At 67.5% G+C, this 23,684-nt stretch carries 15 protein-coding genes; 5 read left to right on the top strand and 10 right to left on the bottom strand.

Going from position 1 to position 23,684, the window contains the following annotated elements:
* Positions 1-55: 55 nt before the first annotated feature.
* Positions 56-844, bottom strand: coding sequence for an ABC transporter permease (locus CMO28_RS12580; protein WP_296713937.1), 789 nt, complete (start codon positions 842-844; stop codon positions 56-58).
* A 156-nt stretch (positions 845-1,000) separates the two neighbouring features.
* Positions 1,001-3,604 carry a mechanosensitive ion channel domain-containing protein gene (locus tag CMO28_RS12575; protein ID WP_296713936.1) on the bottom strand — a complete coding sequence of 868 codons (2,604 nt, stop codon included), beginning with the start codon at positions 3,602-3,604 and terminating at the stop codon, positions 1,001-1,003.
* 356 nt (positions 3,605-3,960) lie between these two features.
* Between CMO28_RS12575 and CMO28_RS12570 the strand changes: the two genes are divergently transcribed.
* The gene (locus tag CMO28_RS12570) at positions 3,961-5,034 is read left to right on the top strand and encodes a TAXI family TRAP transporter solute-binding subunit (protein ID WP_197465277.1); all 1,074 of its coding nucleotides are present in this window, start codon (positions 3,961-3,963) and stop codon (positions 5,032-5,034) included.
* Between the two features lie 140 nt (positions 5,035-5,174).
* Positions 5,175-7,136, top strand: a complete 1,962-nt coding sequence (locus tag CMO28_RS12565; RefSeq protein ID WP_296713931.1) for a TRAP transporter permease — start codon at positions 5,175-5,177, stop codon at positions 7,134-7,136.
* A gap of 43 nt (positions 7,137-7,179) precedes the next feature.
* On the opposite strand, the gene CMO28_RS12560 is transcribed toward CMO28_RS12565, so the two are convergent.
* Together CMO28_RS12560 and CMO28_RS12555 are read right to left on the bottom strand one after the other, a co-directional pair.
* Positions 7,180-8,493, bottom strand: coding sequence for an NAD(P)/FAD-dependent oxidoreductase (locus CMO28_RS12560; protein ID WP_296713929.1), 1,314 nt, complete (start codon positions 8,491-8,493; stop codon positions 7,180-7,182).
* A gap of 135 nt (positions 8,494-8,628) precedes the next feature.
* Positions 8,629-9,525, bottom strand: a complete 897-nt coding sequence (locus CMO28_RS12555) for a LysR substrate-binding domain-containing protein (protein ID WP_296713927.1) — start codon at positions 9,523-9,525, stop codon at positions 8,629-8,631.
* Between the two features lie 106 nt (positions 9,526-9,631).
* On the opposite strand from CMO28_RS12555, the gene CMO28_RS12550 reads away from it, so the two are divergent.
* Positions 9,632-10,321 (top strand): FMN-dependent NADH-azoreductase, encoded by a 690-nt coding sequence (locus CMO28_RS12550; RefSeq protein WP_296713925.1) that lies wholly within the window; start codon positions 9,632-9,634, stop codon positions 10,319-10,321.
* Positions 10,322-10,482: 161 nt separating this feature from the next.
* Positions 10,483-11,871, top strand: a complete 1,389-nt coding sequence (locus CMO28_RS12545; protein WP_296713923.1) for a multicopper oxidase family protein — start codon at positions 10,483-10,485, stop codon at positions 11,869-11,871.
* 2 nt (positions 11,872-11,873) lie between these two features.
* Here the strand turns inward: CMO28_RS12545 and CMO28_RS12540 are convergent, their stop codons facing one another.
* From CMO28_RS12540 to CMO28_RS12515, 6 genes are all read right to left on the bottom strand, one after another.
* Positions 11,874-12,653: a DeoR/GlpR family DNA-binding transcription regulator gene (locus CMO28_RS12540; RefSeq protein WP_014743906.1), complete on the bottom strand. Its 780-nt coding sequence runs from the start codon at positions 12,651-12,653 to the stop codon at positions 11,874-11,876.
* Between the two features lie 107 nt (positions 12,654-12,760).
* Positions 12,761-16,120 (bottom strand): autotransporter domain-containing protein, encoded by a 3,360-nt coding sequence (locus CMO28_RS12535; RefSeq protein WP_296713920.1) that lies wholly within the window; start codon positions 16,118-16,120, stop codon positions 12,761-12,763.
* 150 nt (positions 16,121-16,270) lie between these two features.
* Positions 16,271-18,202: a TRAP transporter permease gene (locus CMO28_RS12530; RefSeq protein ID WP_296713919.1), complete on the bottom strand. Its 1,932-nt coding sequence runs from the start codon at positions 18,200-18,202 to the stop codon at positions 16,271-16,273.
* A 63-nt stretch (positions 18,203-18,265) separates the two neighbouring features.
* Positions 18,266-19,402, bottom strand: coding sequence for a TAXI family TRAP transporter solute-binding subunit (locus CMO28_RS12525; RefSeq protein ID WP_296713916.1), 1,137 nt, complete (start codon positions 19,400-19,402; stop codon positions 18,266-18,268).
* Between the two features lie 28 nt (positions 19,403-19,430).
* Positions 19,431-20,687, bottom strand: a complete 1,257-nt coding sequence (locus CMO28_RS12520; RefSeq protein WP_296713914.1) for a CaiB/BaiF CoA transferase family protein — start codon at positions 20,685-20,687, stop codon at positions 19,431-19,433.
* The gene (locus CMO28_RS12515; protein WP_296713912.1) at positions 20,684-22,417 is read right to left on the bottom strand and encodes an acyl-CoA dehydrogenase family protein; all 1,734 of its coding nucleotides are present in this window, start codon (positions 22,415-22,417) and stop codon (positions 20,684-20,686) included. Before CMO28_RS12515 ends, CMO28_RS12520 begins: the two co-directional genes overlap by 4 nt.
* A gap of 109 nt (positions 22,418-22,526) precedes the next feature.
* Here CMO28_RS12515 and CMO28_RS12510 point away from each other — a divergent pair, with 109 nt between their 5' ends.
* Positions 22,527-23,423 (top strand): LysR family transcriptional regulator, encoded by an 897-nt coding sequence (locus tag CMO28_RS12510; RefSeq protein ID WP_062768543.1) that lies wholly within the window; start codon positions 22,527-22,529, stop codon positions 23,421-23,423.
* Positions 23,424-23,684: the final 261 nt, after the last annotated feature.

Genomic DNA, 23,684 nt, shown 5'->3' with positions numbered 1-23,684 from the left:
GACGGCCGCATCCGGCAGGCCTGCCGGCCACGACCGTCGCGGACGATCCGCCGGATCAGGCCTTGAGCTTCCAGCCGCGGGCCAGCGCCCGCCAGCAGGCGATGCCAAGCACCAGGTCGACGCCGGCCAGCACGGCCATGCCCGCCAGCACCGACCCGTCGGCATGGCCGGTGATGCCATAGCGGAACCCGTCGATCATATAGAAAAACGGGTTGAGATGCGCCGCAAAGCTCCAGCCTTCGGGCAGGCGCTCGACCGAATAGAAGGTGCCCGACAGGAAGGAAAGCGGGGTGATCACGAAGTTGGTGATCGCCGCCATCTGGTCGAACTTGTCGGCCCAGACGCCCACCAGAATGCCGATCAGCGCCATCATCGCCGAGGCGGCGACCAGGTGATAGATCACGAAGCCCGGATGGGCGAATTCGAAATGCACGAAGGGGCTCATCGCCGCGATGAGGACGATGCCGACGGTCACACCGCGGGTCACCGCCCCCAGCGCATAGCCCAGCGTCATCTCGACGGCCGAAAGCGGCGCCATCAGAACGTCGACGATATTGCCCTGCACCTTCGAGATCATCAGCGACGAAGACGAGTTCGCGAAGGCGTTCTGGACCACCTGCATCATGATCAGGCCGGGCGCCAGGAATTCCAGATAGGGCACGTCGCCCACCGTCTCGACCGCCCGGCCGAGGGCGAGCGAGAAGATCGCGAGGAACAGCAGACCCGTCACCACCGGTGCGGTCAGGGTCTGGCCCGCCACCTTCACGAAGCGGCGCACCTCGCGCAAATAGAGGGTCGCGAAGCCCCGCCAGTTGACCGCTCCCATCTGTCGCGGCTCGCCCATGTCGTCACCTCGCTTCCACCGGACCCGACGGCACGCGCCGCCGCCCCCCTGCTTCCGGCCGTTCACGAGCCGGATGGGGCCGCCGGAGGATAAGCGCCATGGGCCGGAGGGGCAAGAGCGGGGCGGGAACGTCTGTCGTACACGCCGGCCCAGGCCTCAGCGTGAGGGTTGGGAGTCGCCTCCCGCTTCCCCCGAATCCTCATCGATCCGCGGCGGGCGGCGGCTGTCTTCGTCGCCGGGCACCGCATGAACGTCGCGCCGGTCCTCGGGGTCCTCTGCCGCTGTTGCCACCGCCGGCAGCTTGGGGGCCGCATGTCCCGTCGCACCCGAGCGCCAGGAGCCTTCGGTCTTAAGCACCTGCACCGGCGCAGCCGGCGCCTTGCCGTCCTTGCCTACACCGAAATAAAGCGTGGTGTGCGGGAAGGGGATCTCGATGCCGCGTTCGTCGAAGACCTGCTTGATGCGGGCGAAGAAGGCGCGCTTGATCCCCCATTGCTGGCCGGGCTTCGTCATGATGCGGCCGCGGACGACCACGTCACTGGCACCGAAACGGTCGAGCCCGAAAATCTCGATCGGCTGAAGGATCAGATCCCGGAACTCCGGATCGTGCCCCATGGCGAGCCCGACCTCGCGCATCATCTCGGCCACCTCGCCCACATTCTCGCGATAGGCGACGCTGATATCCAGCAGGGCGTAGGAGAAGTCCTTGGTCAGGTTCTGGACGATGTCGACGGCGCTGAACGGGACGGTCCGCACCACACCCTCCACATCGCGCAGGCGGATGGTGCGCACGGTCATGCGCTCCACCGCGCCCGTCTGGTCGGCGACGGTCACGACGTCACCGACCGAGATCGTGTCCTCGAACAGGATGAAGGCACCGGTGATGAAGTCCTTGACCAGCGTCTGGGCACCGAAACCGATGGCGAGGCCGACGACGCCGGCACCGGCCAGCAGCGGCGCGATGTCGATGCCGATTTCCGAGAAGACGGTCAGCACCACCACCAGGGTCAGGATGATCATGACCACATTGCGCAGCATCGGCAGCAGGGTCTTGGCGCGTGTGGTGGGCGCGCGATCACCATCGGACTGCAGGCGCCGCGAAATGGCCCCGTCGACCATTTCCCAGATCACCGCGGCACCGACCACGAAGACCACGATCTTGACCAGCGCCCCCACCACCCGGGCGCCGGCGTCGGAGGCGAGCCAGGCCAGACCGCCCAGACCCCAGACTTCCAGCAGCGCCAGCACAGCGAAGACATGGATGAAGCCGACGATGGCGGTTCGGGTGATGGACAGATAGCGGTTCACCCGGGTTTCGATGCCGGGATGGCGCAGGATGAACTCGTCCGAGACCGAGAACAGCCGCTCCAGCATCCGTTCCGCCGCCATCACCGCCACCCGGTCCAGCAGCAGGATCAGGATGGTGGCGCCGGTCGCCTGCGCCAGAAAGGTGAAGCCGCCATCGACCCCCAGCAGCCAGATCCCGGCCGCAATGGCGACATAGGCCAGCGCCAGCACGTGCCAGACATCGGCGAGACGCGCGCGCAGGGTCGCCATGCCCATGCGCGTCACCTCGCGCGCACGGTCGGCGGCCGCAGCGGCGAGATCGGGGGGAACATCGTCGTCGGTGGTCCGGACATCCGCCTCTGCCGGCGTCACCCCGAGCGGTGCCGAGCCGTCGCCGGGATCGGCCATCGCCGCCTCGGTGCCGGGCACGTCGTCGGCAGCGAACTGGAGCGGCCGGCGGCCGGCGATCACATCGGCGACCTCGCGGCGGTTCTGCAGCACCACCACCGCCGCCAGGCTGGCCACGAACAGGCCGAAGACCTTGGACGCGACCAGCAGTACCGGCGGCGAGACCCCAAGCGTGCGGGCGACATCGTACAGGAACCAGCCATAGACGGTGATGCGCGCGAAGCGCTTCAGCCAGATGTAGAGATAGGCGGCGGTTTCGTCAGAGAAGGGCAGCGGCCGAAGCCGGCGCACCTGCGGACGAAGCGCCATGCGCCCGGCCGCCAGTATGGCGCGCACGGCGATATTGGCCTGCACGACGGCGATCGCGATCATCGCCGCATCGCCGGTCGGGCGCACCAGGGCGGTTGCCGCGGCAGCACCGCCCGCAAAGCCCGCAATGCCCAGAAGATCGATCAGCAGCAGGCAGATACCGCGTGCAGCCCGGCGCCAGCGCGAGGCCGGCGGATTGGTCCCAAGCCGCAGGCGGGGGCGCGACAGCAGCGCCTTGACGATCCATTCCAGCAGAAAGCCCGCCGCAACCACCGCCGCCAGGCGGCCGATCAGCTCAATCCACTGCTCCCGCTTCCGGTCGTTGGCAAGGCCGCGGCCGATACGCTCCAGCTCGTCGGGCGTATGCGACAGCGCGACCGCCGCCTTCTGCAGGTCGCGCCCCAGCGCATCGAGGCGATTGGCGATCACCGTCGCCGGGCCGTCGAGGAAGGGCATCACCAGTTCGGCCGCCAGCTCCTCGCCCTCTGCGGGTGTCGCAGGGGTTTCGGCCGCCTTCAGGCGTTCGATCAGCTTCTCCCGACCCTCCGGATCCTCGAGCAGCTTGATCAGCGCATCCACCTCCGCCTGACCGTCGCTGGCCGCGGCGTCGGCAGATCCGGACCCCGTGGAAGGCAGTCCGGGCAGGGTCTGGGCCTGCAGCGGGGCGACGGCGACCGTCGTCAGAAGAAGCAGGCAGACCAGAAGAGCCGGAACGATCCGGCGCAGGCGGGCGAAGGCGGTAAGGCGCGGCATCATCGTCTCGCTCGACACGAATGGAACCGTGCCTGAACCGGCACGACCGGGACTGTGGAGACCGTATGTAGCCCGCATCCCGGCGTCAATCATTGCGCCGCACGCCCTGGAAACGTCACGGCCGCCCCCGCATGCTTCGGTGCCGCCGCCCGGCTCAGACAACTGCGTTGCAACGCCCGGATTCGCGTAATTCGGGATGGATATGCGAAACGGATTCAATTAAAGATATAAAAACAACGTATAAGGCGATTTATAAAAAGTATCATATCCCGATACGAGAAAACGCCGAGGCGAGCCGGACCCGCATCCGCATCGATGCGCTCCGTGGGATGGAGCGAAGAGGGGGAGAAGAGGGGCAGATGAGGACGAGCATGGGCCGCGCATGGCGCGGCGGACTGGCAGCCACCCTGAAAGCGGCTGCCGGAACGATGGCCTTTTGCGCCTGGGTGGCAGCCGGCCTGTCACCGATCGGGCCGGCCGCAGCCGCAGACCCGGTTGAGGTCAAATTCGCGACCATCAGCAATACGTCGGATGAATACGCCCTGGGGGTCACCTGGTCCACCCTGCTCGACAAGACCCGGTCGGGCATCACCATGGAAGTGGTGGCCCATGGCGGCACGCCGAAGCTGCTGCGCGGCGTGGTCGACAAGGATTGGGATATCGGCATCATCGCCTCGCCGCATCTGCTCTATGCGCGCGACGGGCTGTTCATGTTCAAGGGCAGGGCCGAGGACGGCAAATACTATGACGACGTCCGCGTGCTGCTGACGCTGGAAAGCGGTGTCGCCCATTATCTGACGCGCGCCGGATCGGGTATCCGCACTCTCGCCGATCTTCGCGACAAGTCCATCGCCGTCGGCACGCCGGGCGGCTTCTCGGGCACGGTTAATCTCGCCCTTCTGGCGGCCCATGGGCTGGATCCGGCCAAGGGTGAGGTGAAGGCGCAATACCTTGAATACTCGACCGCCATGGACGAGCTGCGCAACGGCATGCTCGATGCGGTCTATCTCTGGGGCGGCCTGCCGCAGGGGGCCGTCGCCTCGGCGGCGCTGCAGAGCGACCTCGCCTATGTGGGCCTGGATCCGGCCGCCATGGAAAGCTGGCGCAAGACCTTTCCGGCCGCGGATTATTACGACCTGGTCACGCTGACCCCGGAGCGCATCTCGACGGCCTATGACGGCCATCTGAAGCCCGAGGCGCCGGTGGTGAGCTGGACGACGCGCATGCAGATCATCGTCCATCGCGACATGCCTGACGATGTCGCCTACCGGCTGGTCAAGACGCTGTGGGAGAACATCGACGAGGTTCGCCAGGCCTCGCGCGAACTCTCGATCATGTCGCTCGATCAGGCGGTACAGAGCGCCAGCGGCATCATCCATCCGGGCGCGAAACGCTTCTACGTCGAAGCCGGGGTGATGAAGCCCCAGTCCTGATCCCGGGTGCGCCCCCGCCGCCCGCGACCGCCACGACGGATCCCGAAGACGACCGACCGACCGACCGGCCCGCCCTTTCAGGGCTCGGGCCGGTCGACCGGAAGAGCTGCGTCTTTGATCAGCACCCGAGGACACATCCGATGAGTGTCATCACCGACGGTCCGGCCCGTGCATCGGCGGCCCGTTCCGACACCTGGACGCGGACCACCCGCGGCCTCGCCGATGCCTGCGGCCTCGCCCTCATGATCTTCATCCTGGCGACGATCGCATTGGGGGAACTGCCACTGCCCGTGCAGCGCGGCGCGGTGTTGCTGCTCGGCGCCGCTGCCATCCTGTTTTCCACCCCCACCCTGCCCGCCACCTGGCGCAGCGGACGAACCGGCCGCCTGGCCGATCGGGCACTGACCATCGTCTTTCTGGCCGCCATCCTGGCAGCGATGATCTATGTGTTCATCGACTGGTTCGAGATGTTCTCGTACCGCATGGGCTTTCCGCTGCCCGAAGACGTGATGGTGTTCTGCGCCACCCTGATCGTGACGCTGGAAATCACCCGTCGGGCCTGCGGCATGGGGATGGCCCTTCTGGTGGTCGGCTTCATGGGTTTCGTCTGGGCCGGTCCCTGGCTTCCGGGGGTGCTGCACCACTCCAGCGTGCGGCCCGAAGTGGCGCTTGAAGAGATGTTCGGCCAGGGCGGCATCCTGGGCTCGTCGCTCGGCCTGATGGCATCGATGATCTATGTCTTCGTGCTTTACGGTGCCGTCCTGCGGGCCAGCGGTGCCGGCGAATCGATCATCCGTCTTGCCGGCCGCGCCACCCGGCGCGTTCCCGGCGGGCCCGCCCAGGCCGCCGTCGTCGCCAGCATGGGTTTCGGGTCCCTGTCCGGCTCGGGCCCGGCAAACGTGCTCGCCACCGGCTCGTTCACCATCCCCTTCATGATCCGGGCCGGCTATCGCCCCGCCTTTGCCGGCGCGGTCGAAGCCTGCGCGTCCACCATCGGCCAGATCACGCCGCCGGTGATGGGTATCGTGGCCTTCCTGATGGCCGACATCACCGGCATTCCGTATGTCACCATCGTCGTCGCCTCGGTTCTGCCCTGCCTGCTGTTCTATGCCAGCATCTCGCTCAGGGTTCTGTTCGCGGCCCGGGCGCGCGGCATGGAAGCGGCCGATGCCCGTGCTGCCGCCGAACTGCCGCCGGTCGACCGCGGAGACGTGATCCAGGGCCTGACCGTCGCCGCATCGGCCGGCGGCATCGTCGCCCTGCTCGCCTCGGGCTATTCCCCCGCCTATGCCTGCCTTGCCGGTATCGCGGTGATCTTCCTCGGCGGCATCTGGCATGCGCCGATGCGCATGGGGCCGCGGGTCGTCATCCGCGTTCTGATCGAAGCGGCCCGCGACGGGCTGGGCCTGCTCGCCATGTGCGCCGCCGTCGGCATCATCCTGGCCGTGGTCAACATGACCGGCATCGGCCTCGCCTTCAGCAAGCTGGTTCTGGCGGTCGGCGGCGACGACCTGTTCATGGCGCTTCTGGCGACGATGGCCGCCTCTCTGGTGCTCGGCACCGGCCTGCCGACGACGCCGGCCTATCTGCTGCTCGCCTTCACCGTGGTGCCGGCCCTCACCCAGCTCGGGCTGTCGGTGATCACCGCGCATCTGTTCATCTTCTATTTCGGCATCATGTCGGCGATCACCCCGCCGGTGGCGCTGTCGGCCTTCTCGGCCGCCTCGATCTCGCGCGTTCATCCGATGCGGCAGGCCATGGCCGCGGTCCGGCTGGGGGCGACCGGTTTCATCATCCCCTTCCTGATGGTCTACCATCCGGGAGTGCTGATCGTGGACCAGGCGCCGCTCACCGTCCTCCCCTCCACCCTTGCCTGCCTGGTGGCGGTGACGGCGCTGGCGGCAGCCGATCAGGGCTGGCTGATCCGCCGGCTCCATCCGGGCTGGCGGTTGCTGCTGGCCGCCGCGGCCTTCGGGCTGATCCTGCCCGAGGCGCTGTCCACCGTTGCGGCCGTGGCGGCGCTCACCCTGGTGATGACGGTCCAGATCGTCCTGGCCCGTCGCGAACGGGCCGCACGGCCGGCGGCACTGGCCGCGGAATAGGGCGCCCCCGATCCCCAGGCGTCACAGGTTCCGGCGCTGCGACCTACAGCATGTCGCGGAGCCGGAACCAGGCCATGGTCGCGACCAGCAGGGGGGTCCGCGCCCAGCCGCCGGGAAAATCGATGTGGCGCAGGCCGTGGAACAGATCGAAACGGCTGCGATCACCGGTCACGGCCTCGGCCGCCAGACGCCCGGCCAGCGCCGTGGCGGCCAGGCCATGGCCTGAAAACCCCTGCAGCACCAGGATCTCTGGCGTCACCGCGGCGAAATGCGGCGTGCGGTCATGGGTGATGTCGACGAACCCGCCCCAGACCTCGGCGGTCGGCACATCGGCCAGATCGGGGAAGATGCCGATCATGGTCCGGCGCATCGCGGTGTCCAGGTTCAGCGGCTCCAGCGTCGAATAGCTGACCCGGCCGCCGAACAGCATCCGGCGGTCGCCGGCCAGGCGGAAATAGTTGAGCGCGAACTTGCAGTCCGACACCGCCACCCGGCCGGGCAGCAGCCGCTCGGCCAAGGCCGGATCCAGCGGCTCGGTGGCCAGTACATAGGTGCCGACCGGCATCACCTTCCAGCGCACCTCGGGGATCAACCGGCCATTCTCGTGATTGGCGGCGGCGACCACCGCATCGGCGGTGATGCTGCCATGCGGCGTCTCCACCCGAGGCGGCGCGCCCCGGTGGAGGGCGGTGGCCGATGTCTCCTCGAAGATCCGGACTCCCGCCTCTTCGGCCACGCGCGCCAGACCGAGCGCATAGGCCAGCGGATCGAGATGGCCGGCGCCGCGGTCCAACATACCGCCGATATAGCGCGGGCTGCCGACATGCTCGCCGATATGGGCGGCGGGGATCAGCTCCGACCGGTCATAGCCCCAGGCGCGTTCGCGGGCCAGCTCCGCTTCCAGCCCCCGCATATGGCGGGGCTTCAGCGCGGCCATCAGAACGCCCTCGGCAAAGTCACAGTCGATTTTATGACGAGAGATGCGATCGCGGACCAGGTCCAGCGCCTCGACGCTCATGCGCCACATGGTGCGGGCCTTGTCTTCCCCCACCTTGGCGATCAGCCGGTCGGTGCCGGCCGCGAAGCCGTTCAGCAGCTGGCCGCCATTGCGCCCCGAGGCCCCCCAGCCGATCCGCCGCGCCTCCACGACCGCCACACTGAGCCCGCGCTCCGCCGCCTCGATCGCCGTCGACAGCCCCGCCAGTCCGCCGCCGATGACACAGAGATCGACCCTGAGATCACCCTCCAGCGGCGGCCGCCGGCGCATGCGCCCCAGATTGTCTGCGGCATAGCGCGACCGGACATGCGGTTCGGGCGCAAGCGCCGGGACAGGGGCGGTGGTGACGTCGGCGCACATCGGGGCCAAACCTTCCTTCTGGCAGCACGAGGGCGCTCCGTTTCCGCCGGGAGGGAAAAGAACGCCCGGCGAGAGTAGCCCGGCGAAAGTATCGGGCGCACCCGCAGGCCGGTCAAGGAAGCCCCGCGGAGGGTGTCACGACGCCGGGCCGGCGGCAATCTCCAGCAGCCAGTCGCGCACCGCGATCACGTCCGGTGCCGATCGTTCCGTTTCCGGGATCAGCAGGTGATAGCCGTCCCCCGGCAATTCCGGGCCGAAGGGCGCCGTCAGCAGGCCGGCGGCAAGGTCGTCGGCGACCAGGGTCAGGCTGGCGATCAGCGCCCCATGGCCGGCGATCGCCGCCTGGATGGCATGGGCGTCGTCGGTGAAGCTCAGCACCGCCGTGCCCGCGGGTTCCGGCCTTCCGGCGGCGCCGGCCCAGGCCCGCCAGTCGGGCACGCGTTCCTGCCGCCGCCAGTCGACCCTGAGCAGCGGCACCTTCTCCAGATCCTCGGGCGACCGCAGGCCCAGCCGCGGGCTTGCCACCACGCCGAAGCGATCGGTGATCAGGGTTTCGGCCACGAGCCCCGGGAAGGGCCCCCGGCCGTAGCGCACCGCCAGATCGGCAATGCCGGTGCCAAGTTCGACCACATCATCCGAGGCGTGCAGGCGAAGCTCGTGACCGGGGAACCGCGCCCGGAACCGGCCGAGCGCCGGGATCAGCCGCTTCGCGGTGAACAGGCCGAGTGCGGTCAGTGTCACCGCCCGCCGCGGCGCCGGGGGGCGAAGCGCCGCCACCGCCGCCGCCATGGCGTCGAAACCGTCGCGCAGCACCGGAAACAGCCGGTCGCCGGCGGGGGTGGTCACCACCTGCCGCACGCGCCGTTCGAACAGGGGCAGGCCCAGCGTCTCTTCCAGCAGGCGGATCTGATGGCTGACGGCGGTGGGGGTGACACCAAGCTCGGCCGCGGCCAGCCGGAAGCTCTGATGGCGGGCCGCCGCCTCGAAGGTCTTGAGCGCCTGGAGCGGCGGCAGCCTGCGGGAAGGGATCATGGGTGAACTGATCTTCATTATCGGCTGAGGGATACGATTTTGTCAGCCGCCGGAATTCAGGGCAATTCTCATGTCATCCACACTCCACGGATGAAGGAGATGCATCATGGTCCGGCTGCTGCAGATCGATGCCAGCGCCCGCCCCGGCCGCTCTGGCACAGATCCCCATGGCTCTCACACCCGCCGGCTGACCGCGCGTTTCGCAGATCGGTGGCGGCAGCATCGCCCCGACGACGAGATCATCTGCCGCGATGTCGGTCTCGCGCCGCCGGCCCCCGTCGATGCCGACTGGGTCAGGGCTGCCTTCACCCGGCCCGAGGCGCGCGACGACGCCATGCAGGCAAGGCTTGCCGAAAGCGACCGGTTGACGGCGGAACTCCTTGCCGCCGACATCGTGGTCTTCGGGGCGCCGATGTATAATTTCGGCCTGCCGGCAGCGCTCAAGGCCTGGATCGACAATATCGTGCGGGTCGGTGTCACCTTCGGCTTCGACCGCGCCCGCGGCGACACGCCCTATTGGCCGATGCTGCCGGCTGGCAAGCGGGCGGTGGTCCTGACGGCGCGCGGCGACCTGGGATATGAGCCGGGCGGCATTCAGGCCCATAACGAGCTGGTGGTGCCCGGGCTCGCCGCCCCGTTGCGCTATATCGGCATGGGCGCGGTGGATGTGGTGGCGGTCGAGGGCGACGAATTCGGCGACGACCGTCTTGCAACTTCGATCGCCGCGGCGGAGGCCGGGATCGATACCCTGGTCGCGCGTCTCCAGACGCAGGCGGTCATCGGTCGTACCTCTTGAGCACAGGAAGCGCTTGCAGCGCCCTGGCCCTCTGTTAAGAATGCCTCGCAGTTGTTCCGTCCCGGCAGGTGGAGCTGCGGCGATTTGCCCGGCCGATCTCCTTGAAACAGACGACGCTCCTGCCAGGATCGGGGCTCAGGACTCATGATCAGGGATTGCCGATGATGGCCGTGACCCGCCGCGAACTCCTGCTCGGCAGCGCCGCCGGCCTCGCCATCGCCGCCGGCACCAGCCTGATCACCCGCCGGGGCATGGCTGCCGCCGACCTGACCCTGCCGGTGGGCGGGCTCGACCATCCGATCGTACCGGGCACGGTCACCCGCGACATGATGAGCTTCGCCACCGACGGCCCGCCGCCGGTGCTGCGCATGCGCCGCGGCCGGCCGTTCACCGTCGATGTCGTCAACAACCTGGCCGAGACGACCGTGGTCCACTGGCATGGCCTGCGGATCGACAACGCCATGGACGGCGTGCCCTATCTGACCCAGGCCCCGATCGATCCGGGACAGAGCTTCCGCTACACCCTGACGCCGCCGGATGCCGGCACCTTCTGGTACCATCCCCATTGCAACACGCTGGAACAGATGGGCCGCGGCCTGACCGGGCTGCTGGTGGTGGAAGAGGACGAAGATCCCGGCTTCGACGGGGATCTGCCGCTCAACATCCGTGATTTCCGCCTGGGTCAGGACGGCCAGTTCATCGAATTCTTCCGCGCCCGTGCCGCCGCCCGTGGCGGCACGCTGGGCACGGTGTCGACCGTGAACTGGCAGGTGGAGCCGGTCTACGATCTGCCGGCGGGCGGGCTGATCCGCCTCAGGCTGGCGGTCACCGACGTCACCCGGGTCGGCCTCTACGAGGTGACCGGCGGCGAGGCGCAGGTGATCGCCCTCGATTCCAACCCCCTGCCCCGGCCGCTGCCGCCCCGGGGCGTGCTGCTGGCCCCCGGCCAGCGGGCCGATATCGCGCTGCGCATGCCCGACAGCGCGGACGAGATCGTCACCCTGGCCCTGCGCCTGCCCCAGGGGCCCCAGCCCATCGCCCGCTTCCGGCCGGCCGGCAAGAGCGCCCGGCGCAGCCTGATAGAGCTGAAGCCGCTGGTGGCGAACCCGGTTGCAGAGCCCGATCTGGCCCGGGCGGAGATCCTGGAATTCGTCTTCGGCTGGTCGCCCGGCGGCAAGCCGCCGGTCGCCAGCATCTGCGGCACGCTGGGCTACACTTTCTGGTCGATCAACCGCATCGCCTGGGAAGGCGATACCCCCGACCCGATGGCGCCGCTCGCGGTTCTGAAACAGGGGAAGCCCTATGTGCTGCGGCTGCGGAACGAATCGCCCAACGACCATCCGATCCACCTTCACGGGCTGACCTTCCGGCTGTTGCGGTCGGACAAGCGCGAGATCCTGCCGCTGCTCACCGACACCGCCCTGCTGCAATCGGGCGAGACCATGGACGTGGCCCTGGTCGCCGACAATCCCGGCGACTGGGCCTTCCACTGCCATGTCATCGAACATCAGAAGACCGGGCTGACCGGCTATCTGCGCGTCGAGGCCTGAGGTCAGCCGCCCGCCAGTTCCACCCCCACCCCGGCCACGGCGAGCAGGGCTGTGATCGCGGGCGGCGGCGGGGTATCGGTCACCACCAGGTCGACCTCGGTGATCACCGCCAGCGAGACCAGACCACGACGGAAGAACTTGCTGCCGTCGACCGCCAGGATGGTACGCTTCGCCTGCTGCATGGCCGCGCGCACCGCCTGCACCTCGCCATGATCGTCATCGCCCATGATGCCGTGCTCGTCGATGCCGCTGACCGAGATCACCGCGGTGTCGAAGCGGAAGGCGCCGATGAAATCGACGGTCTCGTGGCTGAAGACGCCGGCATCGACATGGCGGACGAACCCGCCCGGAACCGCGACGGTGGCGCTTTCCACCTCGCTCAACAGGGCTGCGCTGCGCAGGCTGTAGGTCACGACCCGCAGGTTCTGCCGCCCGGTCAACGCCTGCGCCACCGCTTCGCAGGTGGTGCCGGTATCGAGGAAGACCGCCGATCCGTCCCCGACCAGCTCTGCCACCCGCGCACCGATCCGGGCCTTGCCGTCGGCATTCTCGACCCGGCGCTGACGATAGGTCGGCGGGTCTATGGGCGGCGCCGCAAGCGTGCCGCCGCCGTGGAGCCGGCGGACCAGCCCCGCCTCTTCCAGATCGATGAGATCGCGGCGCGCCGTCTGGGTGGTCACCCCGAAGCGGGTCGAAATCTCGTCGAGTGAGATGAAGCGATGTTGCTGAAGATGCGCGACGAGCTGCGCCTGCCGTCGGCTCTTCTTGTCCGTGTCGTCCATTCGTCCCCCGAAACCGGCTGAGGTCTCGCGTCGATGAGACCTCACTATATACGCGGACGGGGAGGGGGTGTCCCCCTCCCCGTCCGTTCTGACGACGGTGGCTGCGATCAGAACTGAATGCGCAGCTTCGCCGTGACCGAGTGGTCGGTGACATCGCTGCCGAACTGGCCGCCATAGCCGACCGACAGGGCGGTGTCGTCGGTGAGCCCGACCTCGAGACCGGTGCGCAGGACGGCGGTGTTCTCCGCAATCGCGGCACCGGTCACGCCGAAGCCCGAGCCGCCGGCGGCGAAGCGCAGATCCGCATCGGGGTCGACATCGCCGAAGGCATGACGCCAGCCCAGTTCCGCCCGGAAGGCCGCCGGGGTCTCACCCAGGCCGAATTCCTGCACGGTGCGCAGGCCGAGGGTCGTGAAGGTGGTGCGCATGTCGACGCCATCGCCCGCGAGGGCCGCAGCACCGCCGGTCTCGGTGAAGTCGTCGCCCGACAGGCTGATATGGGCCACGCCGGCGAAAGGCTCGAAAGCGCCGTGGCTGGTGTCGAAGCGATAGTTCACCTCGCCGAAGACCTGGGCGGCATTGACGTCGTAATCCGCGGTCAGGGTTTCGGTGGTGCCGGCATAGGCGACATGGCGGGTGGTCTCGGCGTTGTTCAGGCTGTAGGCCGCACCCAGATGCGCGCCGAAGCCGCCCATGCGGGTCGCGGCATAAAGACCGACATGATAGCTGTCGGCATCGAGCTTGCTCCCCGTGCCGTCCTGCTTGACCGAAGCCTGACCGAAGCCGGCGAAGGCACCGATCCGCCAGCTTTCGCCGACCGCGGCATCCAGGCCGAACAGCGTGCCCGAGGTGTTGCGGTCGATCGAGGTGACGTCGTCGCCATCATTCGAACCCCAGGCGCCATAGGCCTGCAGCCACATCCGCCCGGCACCGAAGGCCGCCGAAGCCGGGGCCTCGATGCTGGCGCTGCCGGCGCTGAGCGCGCCCTGGGCGGCGACCACGTCGCCGACCGCCATCGCACCCTGCATCAGCGCACCGGCCGCCGAGGCATGCAGCTCGCCCGACAGGCTGTCGAAGGCCGCACTCGCCGTCCCGGTGTCGGTCAGAACCACCGCATCATAGACGGCATTGCCCATGGCGAGGCTTTCGACCGCGGCGGCCGTGGCGCGCTGATTGGCCGTACCGGCCACGCTCCTGAACGAGGTGTCGTTGCGCTCCAGGCGGAGCGTGACGTCCTTCGCCCCATAGCGGAGCGTCGGGTCGAGGAAGGCCAGAGAACTGGTCACGGTGCCGAAACTGCCGGTCACACCCTCTTCCGCGGTCAGGATGGTGTAGTCGGTCAGCGGCGCATAATTGCCGCCCGCCGCCATCGCCAGCACCGAGCCCGCAAGGGAGGCGCTGCCGGTGACGTCGACCCGGTCGGCCTTGCCGTCGGCATCCACCTCGACCTCGTAAACCGAGCCCTCGGCCATGGTCAGGTCACCTGCGACCTTCAGCGTGCCGATCGACCGGCCCGGCGCCAGACGGCCACCCGAGGCAAGGGTCAGATTGCCGACGGTGCCGGTCCCGCCCAGCACGGCGCCGTCCTGAACCGTCGTCAGGGTCGAGCCCGCCAGCGAGCCGTCGACATTCAGCCGACCGGCCGCAACCGTGGTGGTACCGGTGAAGCCGTTCGCAGCCGTCAGCGTCAGCGTGCCGGCGCCGGTCTTGGCAAAGGCGCCCGTGCCGCTGAACACGCCCGAGGCGGTGACCGCCGCATCGGCATCCGCCACCTCGATGAAGCCGCCGCCGGCCTCGACCGAAACATTGCGGGCCAGCGTCGCCATCTTTGTGCCGGCAATCCGCAGCCCGCCATTGTCGAGCCGGAGCTGCGCCGTGGCGTTGCCGAGTGCCGCGTCCTCGTCCACGATCACCGTGCCGCCATCGGTCACCAGGGTCTCGCCGATGAAGGAATGGTCGTCGATGCAGTATTCCTGGATGGCAGCCTGGAAGCGCGGATCGTCGCTGGCGCAGTCGAGCAGGGTCTTCTTCTCAGTCTCGGTCAGGCCCGCCAGAACCGGCATGCCGTTCTCGTCCGAGATCTGGCCCAGATAGAGATCGGTCCGCATGTTGTTGCGGGTGAGGTAGAAGACCTTGCCCTTCTCCTCGAAGACCGCCGCAGCGCCACCCCAGACCAGCCGGGTCGCCTCGGCCTCGTCTGCGGTGCCGGCGCCGGTGGTATAGGTTTCGAGCGCCGGGCCGACCCATTTGACCACATGGGCCACGGGCTCGTGGTCGGAGAGCGGCGTGGTGCCGTCATTGGCATAGCCGGTGTCGTCGAGCACGCCGGTGTAGGCGTCATCGGCGGCATCGGCCAGGACCTGCCACTTGCCGAAGGGGCGCGAGGCCATGAAATGGTCGATCGTTACCCGGTCCCAGCTGGTCCAGGTGTTGGTGTGATCCTCACCCGCCGACGGCCAGGTGGTGCTGCCGTCCGCCAGGTCATGGGGCGCGTAGGTCTCGCGCTCGCTTTCCTTCTGCAGCAGGATGTACTGCTTCTTCAGGATGTTCATGGTCTGCGGCGTGTTGGCGGCGACCGGATAGGTCTCGTCCTCGAAGGTCAGGCCCTTCCCGGCCATGTCCTTGGCGACGATCTGTTCCCATTGCCGCCAGCTCATGCTGGAAATGCTGTCTATCCCGGGGAATTCGTCGCGATGGGTGTCGAAATAGCCCTGAATGACATTGCGGTAATGGGCGCTGCCATTGCCGTCCACCGCCTGCATGGCGGCAACATAGGCCTCGAAATCGGCCTCGCGGCCCTCGGGCGTGTACTGCTGGGCCAGCTGCCGCCAGAGCTCCGAACTGCCGCCGTCGATGATCGTGCGGGCAAAGAGATAGGACTGCTGTTCGGCACGATGCAGGCCACGCTCCGACAGGTCGCCGGCATTGAAGTCGCCGGTGATGATGATCGGCTTGCCCTGGGCCCGGGCCCAGTCGTTCAGCGCCTTGGCCTCGTCGATACGATAGGTCGGCTCGTCGTAATAGTTCAGATGCACCGTGCCGACGATGGTCTTAGGCGTCCGGTTCTGCGCCTCGACCGTCTGATACGAGATCCGCACGCCGTTCTCATAGGCGCCATGATCGCCGGCGAGCCGGGAGGCGAGGCCGACATCCCCGATCTGGCCGGTGGTGTAGGTGCCGAGCCCTTCGCTCTCCAGCAGCGGCGGAATGGTCGCGAGGTAGGTCGTGCCGCCGCGCAGCTCCTGGAAGGTCAGGATGTCGTAATTGCCGTTGACCAGGAATTCCGACATCGCCGCCGCCGGGTTCGGCTTGAAGCGGTCACCCCAGGTGTTGAGCGACAGAATGCGCAGCTCGCCGTCCTCCGCATGGACCGGAGTATGCAGAAGCGGCAGGATCGCCACCGTGGACAGAAGCAGCATCTGCAAGCGCCGGCGGGGCGGCCTTGCGCGAAGGTCGGAGCGGGTCATCTCATCTTTCCTCACATGCGGCGCCGGAGGGGAGGCCGAAGCCGGCGTCGAATGTAAGGATAGCGACTCTTAATGTAGGAAAGATGACATTCCGGACGATCAGGCGACTCTCATACTCCCATACCCTTGTATCGCCTCCGGAACATCGGATCAGGCTGCCGGGCGCCGGCGGCTCCGGCGCCGCCTCGCCGCCAGATGCATCAGAAGCACCAGGGCCAGAAGTCCCAGCCCGGCAAGTTCGCTCATCCGATCCGGGGTCATGATCAGCAGCCCGGCCACGAAGCCGGCCACCCGCTCCGGACCGCTGATCCTGCCAAGCCCGTAGGCATAGCCCTCCAGGGCCGAAGCCAGGACGATGATCGCCGCGGCCGCGGTCGCGATCGAGGGCAGCACCTCCGACGGCGGTCCGTCCAGCAGCAGGGCCGGCTCCAGTACGAACATGAAAGGCAGGATGAAGAGCACCGCGCCCAGCTTCATCGACATCACCCCGGTCTTCAGGGCCTGTGCTCCCGAAATCTGTGCGGCGGTGATCGAGGCGAGCGCCACGGGTGGGGTGATGTAGGACAGCATGCCCCAATAGAGGATGAACAGATGCACCCCCACCGGCGGCAGCCCAAGCTCGACCAGAGCCGGCGCCAGCACGGTGGCGAGGAAGATGTAGCAGGCGCTGACCGTCATCCCCATGCCGAGCACAAAACTGGTTGCAGCTCCCAGGATCAGCAGCAGGACGACGTTCCCGTCGCCATAGAGGATCAGCTCCCGCGAAAAGGCACTGCCGACACCGGTGATGGCGAGCGACCCCACCACCAGGCCGATGCCGCAGAGGGTGGCGACGAGATAGGCGATATTGCCGGTCAGCTCGCGCAGCAGCGCCAATGCCCGGGCCAGACCCGGCAGGCGACGATGGCGGATGAATGCGAGCACGAGCATGAGCGCCGTGGCGCAATAGGCGGCACGGGCCGGCGACACGGTGAACAGCAGCACGACCAGGGCCGCGAGCGACAGGATATGCGGCCAGCCATCCGCCAGGATCCCGCCGAGCGGCCTCAGACCATCGAGGCTCCCCGCCTGAAGCCCGTGACGTGCGGCGTGGAGATCGACCTGAAACAGCAGGATCATGTAGTAGAGCACCGACGGCACCAGGGCCGCGAGCATGATGGTGGTGTAGGCGGTATCCAGGAACGAGGCCATGATGAAGGCCACCGCCCCCATCACCGGTGGCATCAGCGTGCCGCCGGTCGACGCACAGGCCTCGACGGCCGCCGCATAATGCGGGGCATATCCGGCCCGCATCATGGTGGGGATGGTCAGCCGGCCGGTGGTCAGCACGTTCGAAATCACGCTGCCGGACAAAGACCCGAACAGCGCGCTCGAAATCACCGAGACCTTGGCCGGCCCGCCGCGGCTGCGCCCCATCAGCGCCAGCGACAGATCCATGAAGAACCGGCCGCCGCCCAGGCCGCTCAGGATGCAGCCGAAGATGATGAAGCCGACCAGCGTGTCGGCGACGACCCTGAGCGGAATGCCGATGATGCTTTCGGTGCCCATGGCATGTTCGGCTGCGGTCTCCACAAGGCTGAGCGACGGCCCCCAGAGGAAGCCGGGCATCATGTCGGCGAACAGCGGATAGACCGCAAAGACGGCGCAGATCACGAGAAGGAGCGGCCCGCCGAACCGGCGCACGGCTTCGAGCGACAGCAGCACCAGCGCCCCCGACACGATACTGGCCGGCAGGGGGGCGACGACGGCCCAGCCCTCGGTGATGATCGCTTCGGCATTCCAGGCCAGGAAGCCGCCACAGATCAGCGCCATCGCCGCAAGCGCCAGGTCCAGCCACATCGTCGCGGTCCGGTGGAGACGCCCGGGCCCGGCCAGAAAGGCCGCCGTCAGGAAAAGGCCGATCAGGACGTAATAGTAGCGGGTGGCCAGAAGCGGGAAGAGACCAAACAGGTGGATATTGAAGGTCTGGAGCAGGATGACCACAAGGCCGGTCAGCCCCACGGCCGCAAGCATGCCGCTGATGAAACCGGGCAGGCGCCCGGCCGTCCCGGCCGCGGGCGAAGGAATGTCGGTGGCGGACATGTCAGAGACTCCGGCAGGATCCAGGGCGGGCCCGCCGGCGGCAGATCCGGCGGGCCGTGACGGTCACTGGCCGATCGCGCGGCGCTTTTCCGTCCAGAAGGCGCTCCAGTCCTGATCCGACATCCCCTTGTCCATCGCCTCCTCGCTGGCGGTCTGCCAGGCCTTTTCCACCGCCTGCAGGCGCGCCAGCCGCTGGTCGTTCCAGGCCTGATCCGCCTCGGTCCAGACACCGATGTCTTTCAGGTAGCGCACGGCACCGGGGTGAAACGGCGCATCGGCAGGCGTGGTGCCGGCCTCGCTCAGTTTCCAGTGCGGCATCGCCGGCGTCGCCTTGGCATACAGACCATAGGTCTCGTCCAGCGCCCTGGTGAAGGCATAGACCTCCTGGTCGTCGGTATCGGCATAGACCGTGATCATCGGATAGCGCACCGAGAAGATCTGCGCCGGATGCTCGGCAGAGATACCGGCCCCCTGTGTCGCCATGGCGGGGGCGAAGAAGCTTGCGACCGACCTGATCGCCGCCCAGCCGCGGTCATTGTCCGGCGGCATGGGCACCCAGCTCAGGCCGCGCGGAGAACTCTCCAGCTCATAGAGCGTGGCGGCCGTGGGCGTAGATCCGGCGGCATCGACATCGCCATCGACCAGCGCCCGCAGCGCCGCACCGTAGGACGGCATGTCCACCACCTGCACGTCATCCCAGGTCAATCCGCCGAAGGCCATGATGGCCTCGACCTTGATGTTGATCGACGGATTGGCCTTGATCCGGGGCACGCGCTTGCCGCGCAGATCTTCAATCGTCGCGATGCCGGCATCGGCGGCGGCGGCAAGTCCGAAGGTCGACGGCCGGCCGGCCACGACACGCAGATCCTGCGGACCCCATTCACGGGCCGCGAAATCGTAGAGACCTTCGGTGGCGAAGTAGAGTTCATTGGCCAGCCAGCCATATTGCGCACGCCGGGTTTTCAGGGGCAGCAACCGGCCGATCGAGGTGCCGGACGGTGTGATGCGCACACGCACCCCCGCCTCCCGCCCCATGGCATCGGCGATCGCAGAGGCCTCGGCATAGCCGCTGGACCCCACATCATAGGTCGCCCAGACCATGGTACGCGGCAGGGCATCGTCTGCAGCATGGACGGGCGCCGCGCCCAACCCGCAGGCAAACCCTGCCAGCAGGCCGATGACCGGAAGCATCTTCCTCATGATTTCCTCCCCATATCCTTGTTGTCGTTCAGGTCTTTGTCGTCCCGGGCGCGCCCTTGTTCCCCGGCGTCGCCTGCCGTCCGGTCCGGCGTCTGGTGGGGGTCACCTCCGATGTTTCGAGCGCCGTCACCTCGTCGTCCGAGAACCCGTGCTGGCGCAGAATGTCGGCCGTGTGCTCGGCAAAACCCGGCGGTCTCAGACGATAGCCGGGGGGCGAGCGGCGGGGCCGCACCGGCGCACCCAGGCCCCGATAGCCGTCGATCTCGATCGTCATGCCCCGATGGACGGTGTGGGGATGACGCAGGCTTTGGGCGACGTCCAGGACCGGACCGGCCGGCACCCCCTGATGGAGCAGGCGGTCGGCCAGTTCCACGCCGTCATGAGCGGCGAGCGCCGCTTCCAGCGCCCCCCGCAGCGCATCCCGATGGATCACGCGATCCCTGTTCGACCGAAAGCGGCTGTCCTCCGCAAGATCGGCCGCCCCCACAGCCGCGCAGAGGCGCGCAAACTGACGGTCATTGCCGACCGCCAGATAGATCGGGCAGCTGCCTGTCCGGTAGGTCGAATAGGGTGCGATATTGGGGTGATCGTTGCCGGTTCGCTGCGGCAGGGCACCGGACAGCATGTGGTTGGCGGCATGCGGGTGCAAAAGCGAGATCGCCGAGTCGAACAGGGTGGCGTCGACGAACTGGCCCCGCCCGCTCTGGTGGCGCGCCTGAAGGGCCAGAAGCACGCCGATCACCGCATTCAGGCCCGTAACCATGTCCACCACCGGCAGGCCTACCCGGGTCGGATCGCCTCCGGCCGTGCCGTTGACGCTCATGATACCGCCCATCGCCTGGAGGATGGCGTCATATCCAGGCATGCCGCCAAGCGGGCCGTCGCTGCCGAAGCCGCTGATGCGACACTGGATCAGCTGCGGAAAGCGGGGCGCCAGCACCGTCTCGAAATCCAACCCCCAGCCTTCAAGCGTGCCGGGCTTGAAATTCTCGACCAGAACATCCGCCCCTTCGAGCAGGCGAAGCAGAACATCGCGGCCTTGCTGCTGCCGCAGATCGAGCGCGATCGCACGCTTGTTGCGGTTCAGCCCCAGAAAATACGACGCCGTCTCGCCCTGAAAAGGCGGCCCCCATTCACGGGTTTCATCCCCCGCCGGCGGCTCGACCTTGATGACATCCGCCCCATGATCCCCCAGGATCTGGGCGGCGAGCGGTCCGCCGAGAACCCGGCTCAGATCAATCACCTTCAGTCCGACAAGCGCGCCGGTCGTGACCGCCGCACTCATGGCCGGGCCTCCGCCGCCATGGCGACATCACGCAGGGCAGCATCCAGCAGCACTTCAGCCGCCTCGTCAGACCCGGCCATCGCCAGCGGGTCCCGCGGCATCAGCTTGTGACGCACCACGTGACCTGCCATCACCAGGCGGTCGCCGCCCTGATCATTGCACAGGCTGCGAATGCGGGCATCTTCCCAGGCCATGATCACGGCGGAGGTGGCGTTGTAGACGGCAGAGGCCGCCCGGCGGACATCCGCCTCGGCATCGCGGCTGTTGGCGACCTGGTCGAGGAAACCGGCCGCCCGATGGAAAGCCTCCGCGATGGCAGAAATGCCGGCCCCATCTCTCGCCGCCTCGTCGAGCAGTCGCTCCGCATGCCTGGTCAGGGCGGTCAGCGCGTCCTCGCGGCGGACGGCGCGGGCGACATCCAGGGCGACGATGTTGCTGGTCCCCTCCCAGATGGAGCCCAGATGGGCATCGCGCAGCACCCGGGCATCCGACCATTCCTCGATATAGCCGCAGCCACCCCGGGCCTCCATGGCGTCTCCGGCGACCTTGCGGGCATCGCGGCAGGCGCGAAACTTGATCAGTGGCGTCAGGATCCGCAGGACCGAGGCCATATGCCGATCACCGCCATCCGCCGCCTCGAGCACCCAGGCGGTATGGAACACCATCGAGCGCGCCTGCTCGGCGGTGACCATCATCTTCAGGATCTGCCGGCGCATCAGCGGCAGATCCTGGAGCCGCCGGCCGAACGCCACCCGGTTCCGGGTAATGAACAAGGTCTCGAAGACCGAGCGGCGCATCAGCCCGGCGGAGCGCACCCCGTTGGACAGCCGCGACATGTTGATCATGTCGGTCATCTGTCTGAAGCCCTGGCCGGGGTCGCCGACGAGATGGGCAACGGCACCGTCGAGCTGAATCTCGCCGCTCGCCATCGAGCGGGTCCCGAGCTTGTCCTTCAGCCTGACGATGCGATACGCATTCCGCGCCCCGTCCGGCAGATGACGGGGCAGGAGAAACAGCGACAGCCCGCCCGTGCCCGCAGCACCGCCTTCCGGACGCGCGAGCACCATGGCCAGCGCGGCATCGGGATTGGAGCAGAACCATTTGTCGCCATAGAGGCGCCACACACCGTCCTCCAGACGGGCAACGGTGTCGATCGCGCCGACATCCGACCCGGCGGCCTGCTCGGTCATGAACATCGCCCCCTGATACAGCGCATCCATATCCTGGCTGGTCAGGCGTTCGGCATAGCGCGCCACCAGATCCGGCGCGCCGAACTTCATCAGGGTCCGGGTCAGCGCATCCGTCATGCTCAAGGGGCAGCACAGCCCGAACTCCGCCTGAGCGAACAGAAAGACCAGCCCGTACTTCACCAGCGGCGGCAATCTCTCCCCCGCTCCGAAGACACCCGGGCGATGCGACATGGCCGCCAGACCGAAGGCGCCGAAAGCATGGGCCTCCATCTCCAGATAGGCGGGATGCTTCTCGATCCGCTCGTCGGGCATCCCGTTCCGGGCCCGAAGATGCAGCACCGGCGGGTTGCGGTCCGCTGCGAGCGCCAGCTTTTCAAGCCGGTCGCCGACCAGCTTCCCCATCCGTTCGAACTGCGGCAGAACCCGTGCCTGCACGGATGCGCTCAGATAGGCCCTGAGCAGGTTCTGCAGGCTCCTGTCCGCCTCGAAGACGTTGGTGCCGCGGCTGTCGGGGATGTTGCGGTGGATGGCGCTGCCCATCGGGGTCCTCCGGTTGACATTTTCTTACCGAAAGCCTCCTCGATCATTCATTTGCGTTCCAATACCATGTGCAAATAGTTCGATAGCACTATTTGAATGACAGATGCGGATGGCCATCACCTTCAAGCAGTTGCGCTACTTCCTGGTCCTGGCCGAGCAGCTGCATTTCGGCCGCGCCGCACAGCAGCTCAACATCTCTCAACCGCCGCTGAGCACAAGCCTGCGACAGCTGGAAGAGACGCTGGGCTTCGCCCTGATGGAACGCAGCACCAAGGCCGTACGGCTGACGCCGGCCGGCGCCCTCTTTGCCGAACATGCCGCCCGTATCCTGGGCCAGCTGGATGCCGCCTGCGTCCTCGCCGAACAGACGGCCAAGGGGGTGGCGGGTGAGATCACCGTCGCCTTTGTCCCCTCAATGCTGTTCCGCCGGCTGCCGGCCACGCTTCAAGCCTTCCAGGAGGAACACCCCACCATCGAACTGCGCCTTCAGGAGATGAACACCGCCAGTCAGATCGAAGAGCTGATCAATCACCGCATCGATGTGGGCTTCGTGCATTCGGTGGCGCTTCCGGACGAAGTGTCGGAGATCACCATCGAAACCGAACGCCTGGTCTGCTGCGTGCCCTATCAGCACCGGCTGGCATCCCGCAGCCGCATCAGCCTGCACGAACTGGCGGGGGAACGGGTGCTGGTCTTCGCCCGCACCTTCGCAGCCCATTACCATGATCGCATCGTCGGGCTGCTGAGGGCCGCAGGCGTCGACGTCTATCCGCACTACCGGATCCAGCACTGGTTCACCGTGGTCGCCCTGGTCGCGCAGGGCATGGGCGTCTCTCTGGTCCCCCATTCGCTCAGCCGCAGCGGCTTCGATGACGTCGTCTACCTCGAAATCGAGGAGCGTCAGGCGGAGCACCGGGTCTCGCTGATCTGGCGGACATCCGGGTTGAGCAATGCCGCGCGCGCCTTCGTCGACCATGTACGATTGCGGACGAGTATTTATCGATGAGAGGGGTAAGGCGCCGCCCGAACGCAGCAACGCCGCCCGCGGCGAGATGCCAAGGGCGGCGTTTGCTTGAAACTTGGTTGCGGGGGCAGGATTTGGCCGAGAGCGACATTCGCTAACAGTTGCAATATGATCAATGGCTTGGGAGGTGACAGACAAAGTGCTCCGCTTAATCTCCTCAACCGCCCGTGAAGGGGCGCCGCTCCTGTGCTCGAGGCGATCGGGCTGTCACCGTTGGGTCGATCTGACCGGGTTGATCTGACA

The sequence above is a fragment of the Tistrella sp. genome (assembly GCF_002684955.1).
Classification (GTDB): Bacteria; Pseudomonadota; Alphaproteobacteria; order Tistrellales; family Tistrellaceae; genus Tistrella; species Tistrella mobilis.
The sequence above is the reverse complement of the archived record's forward strand: the minus strand, read 5'-3'. Positions and strand labels throughout refer to the sequence as shown.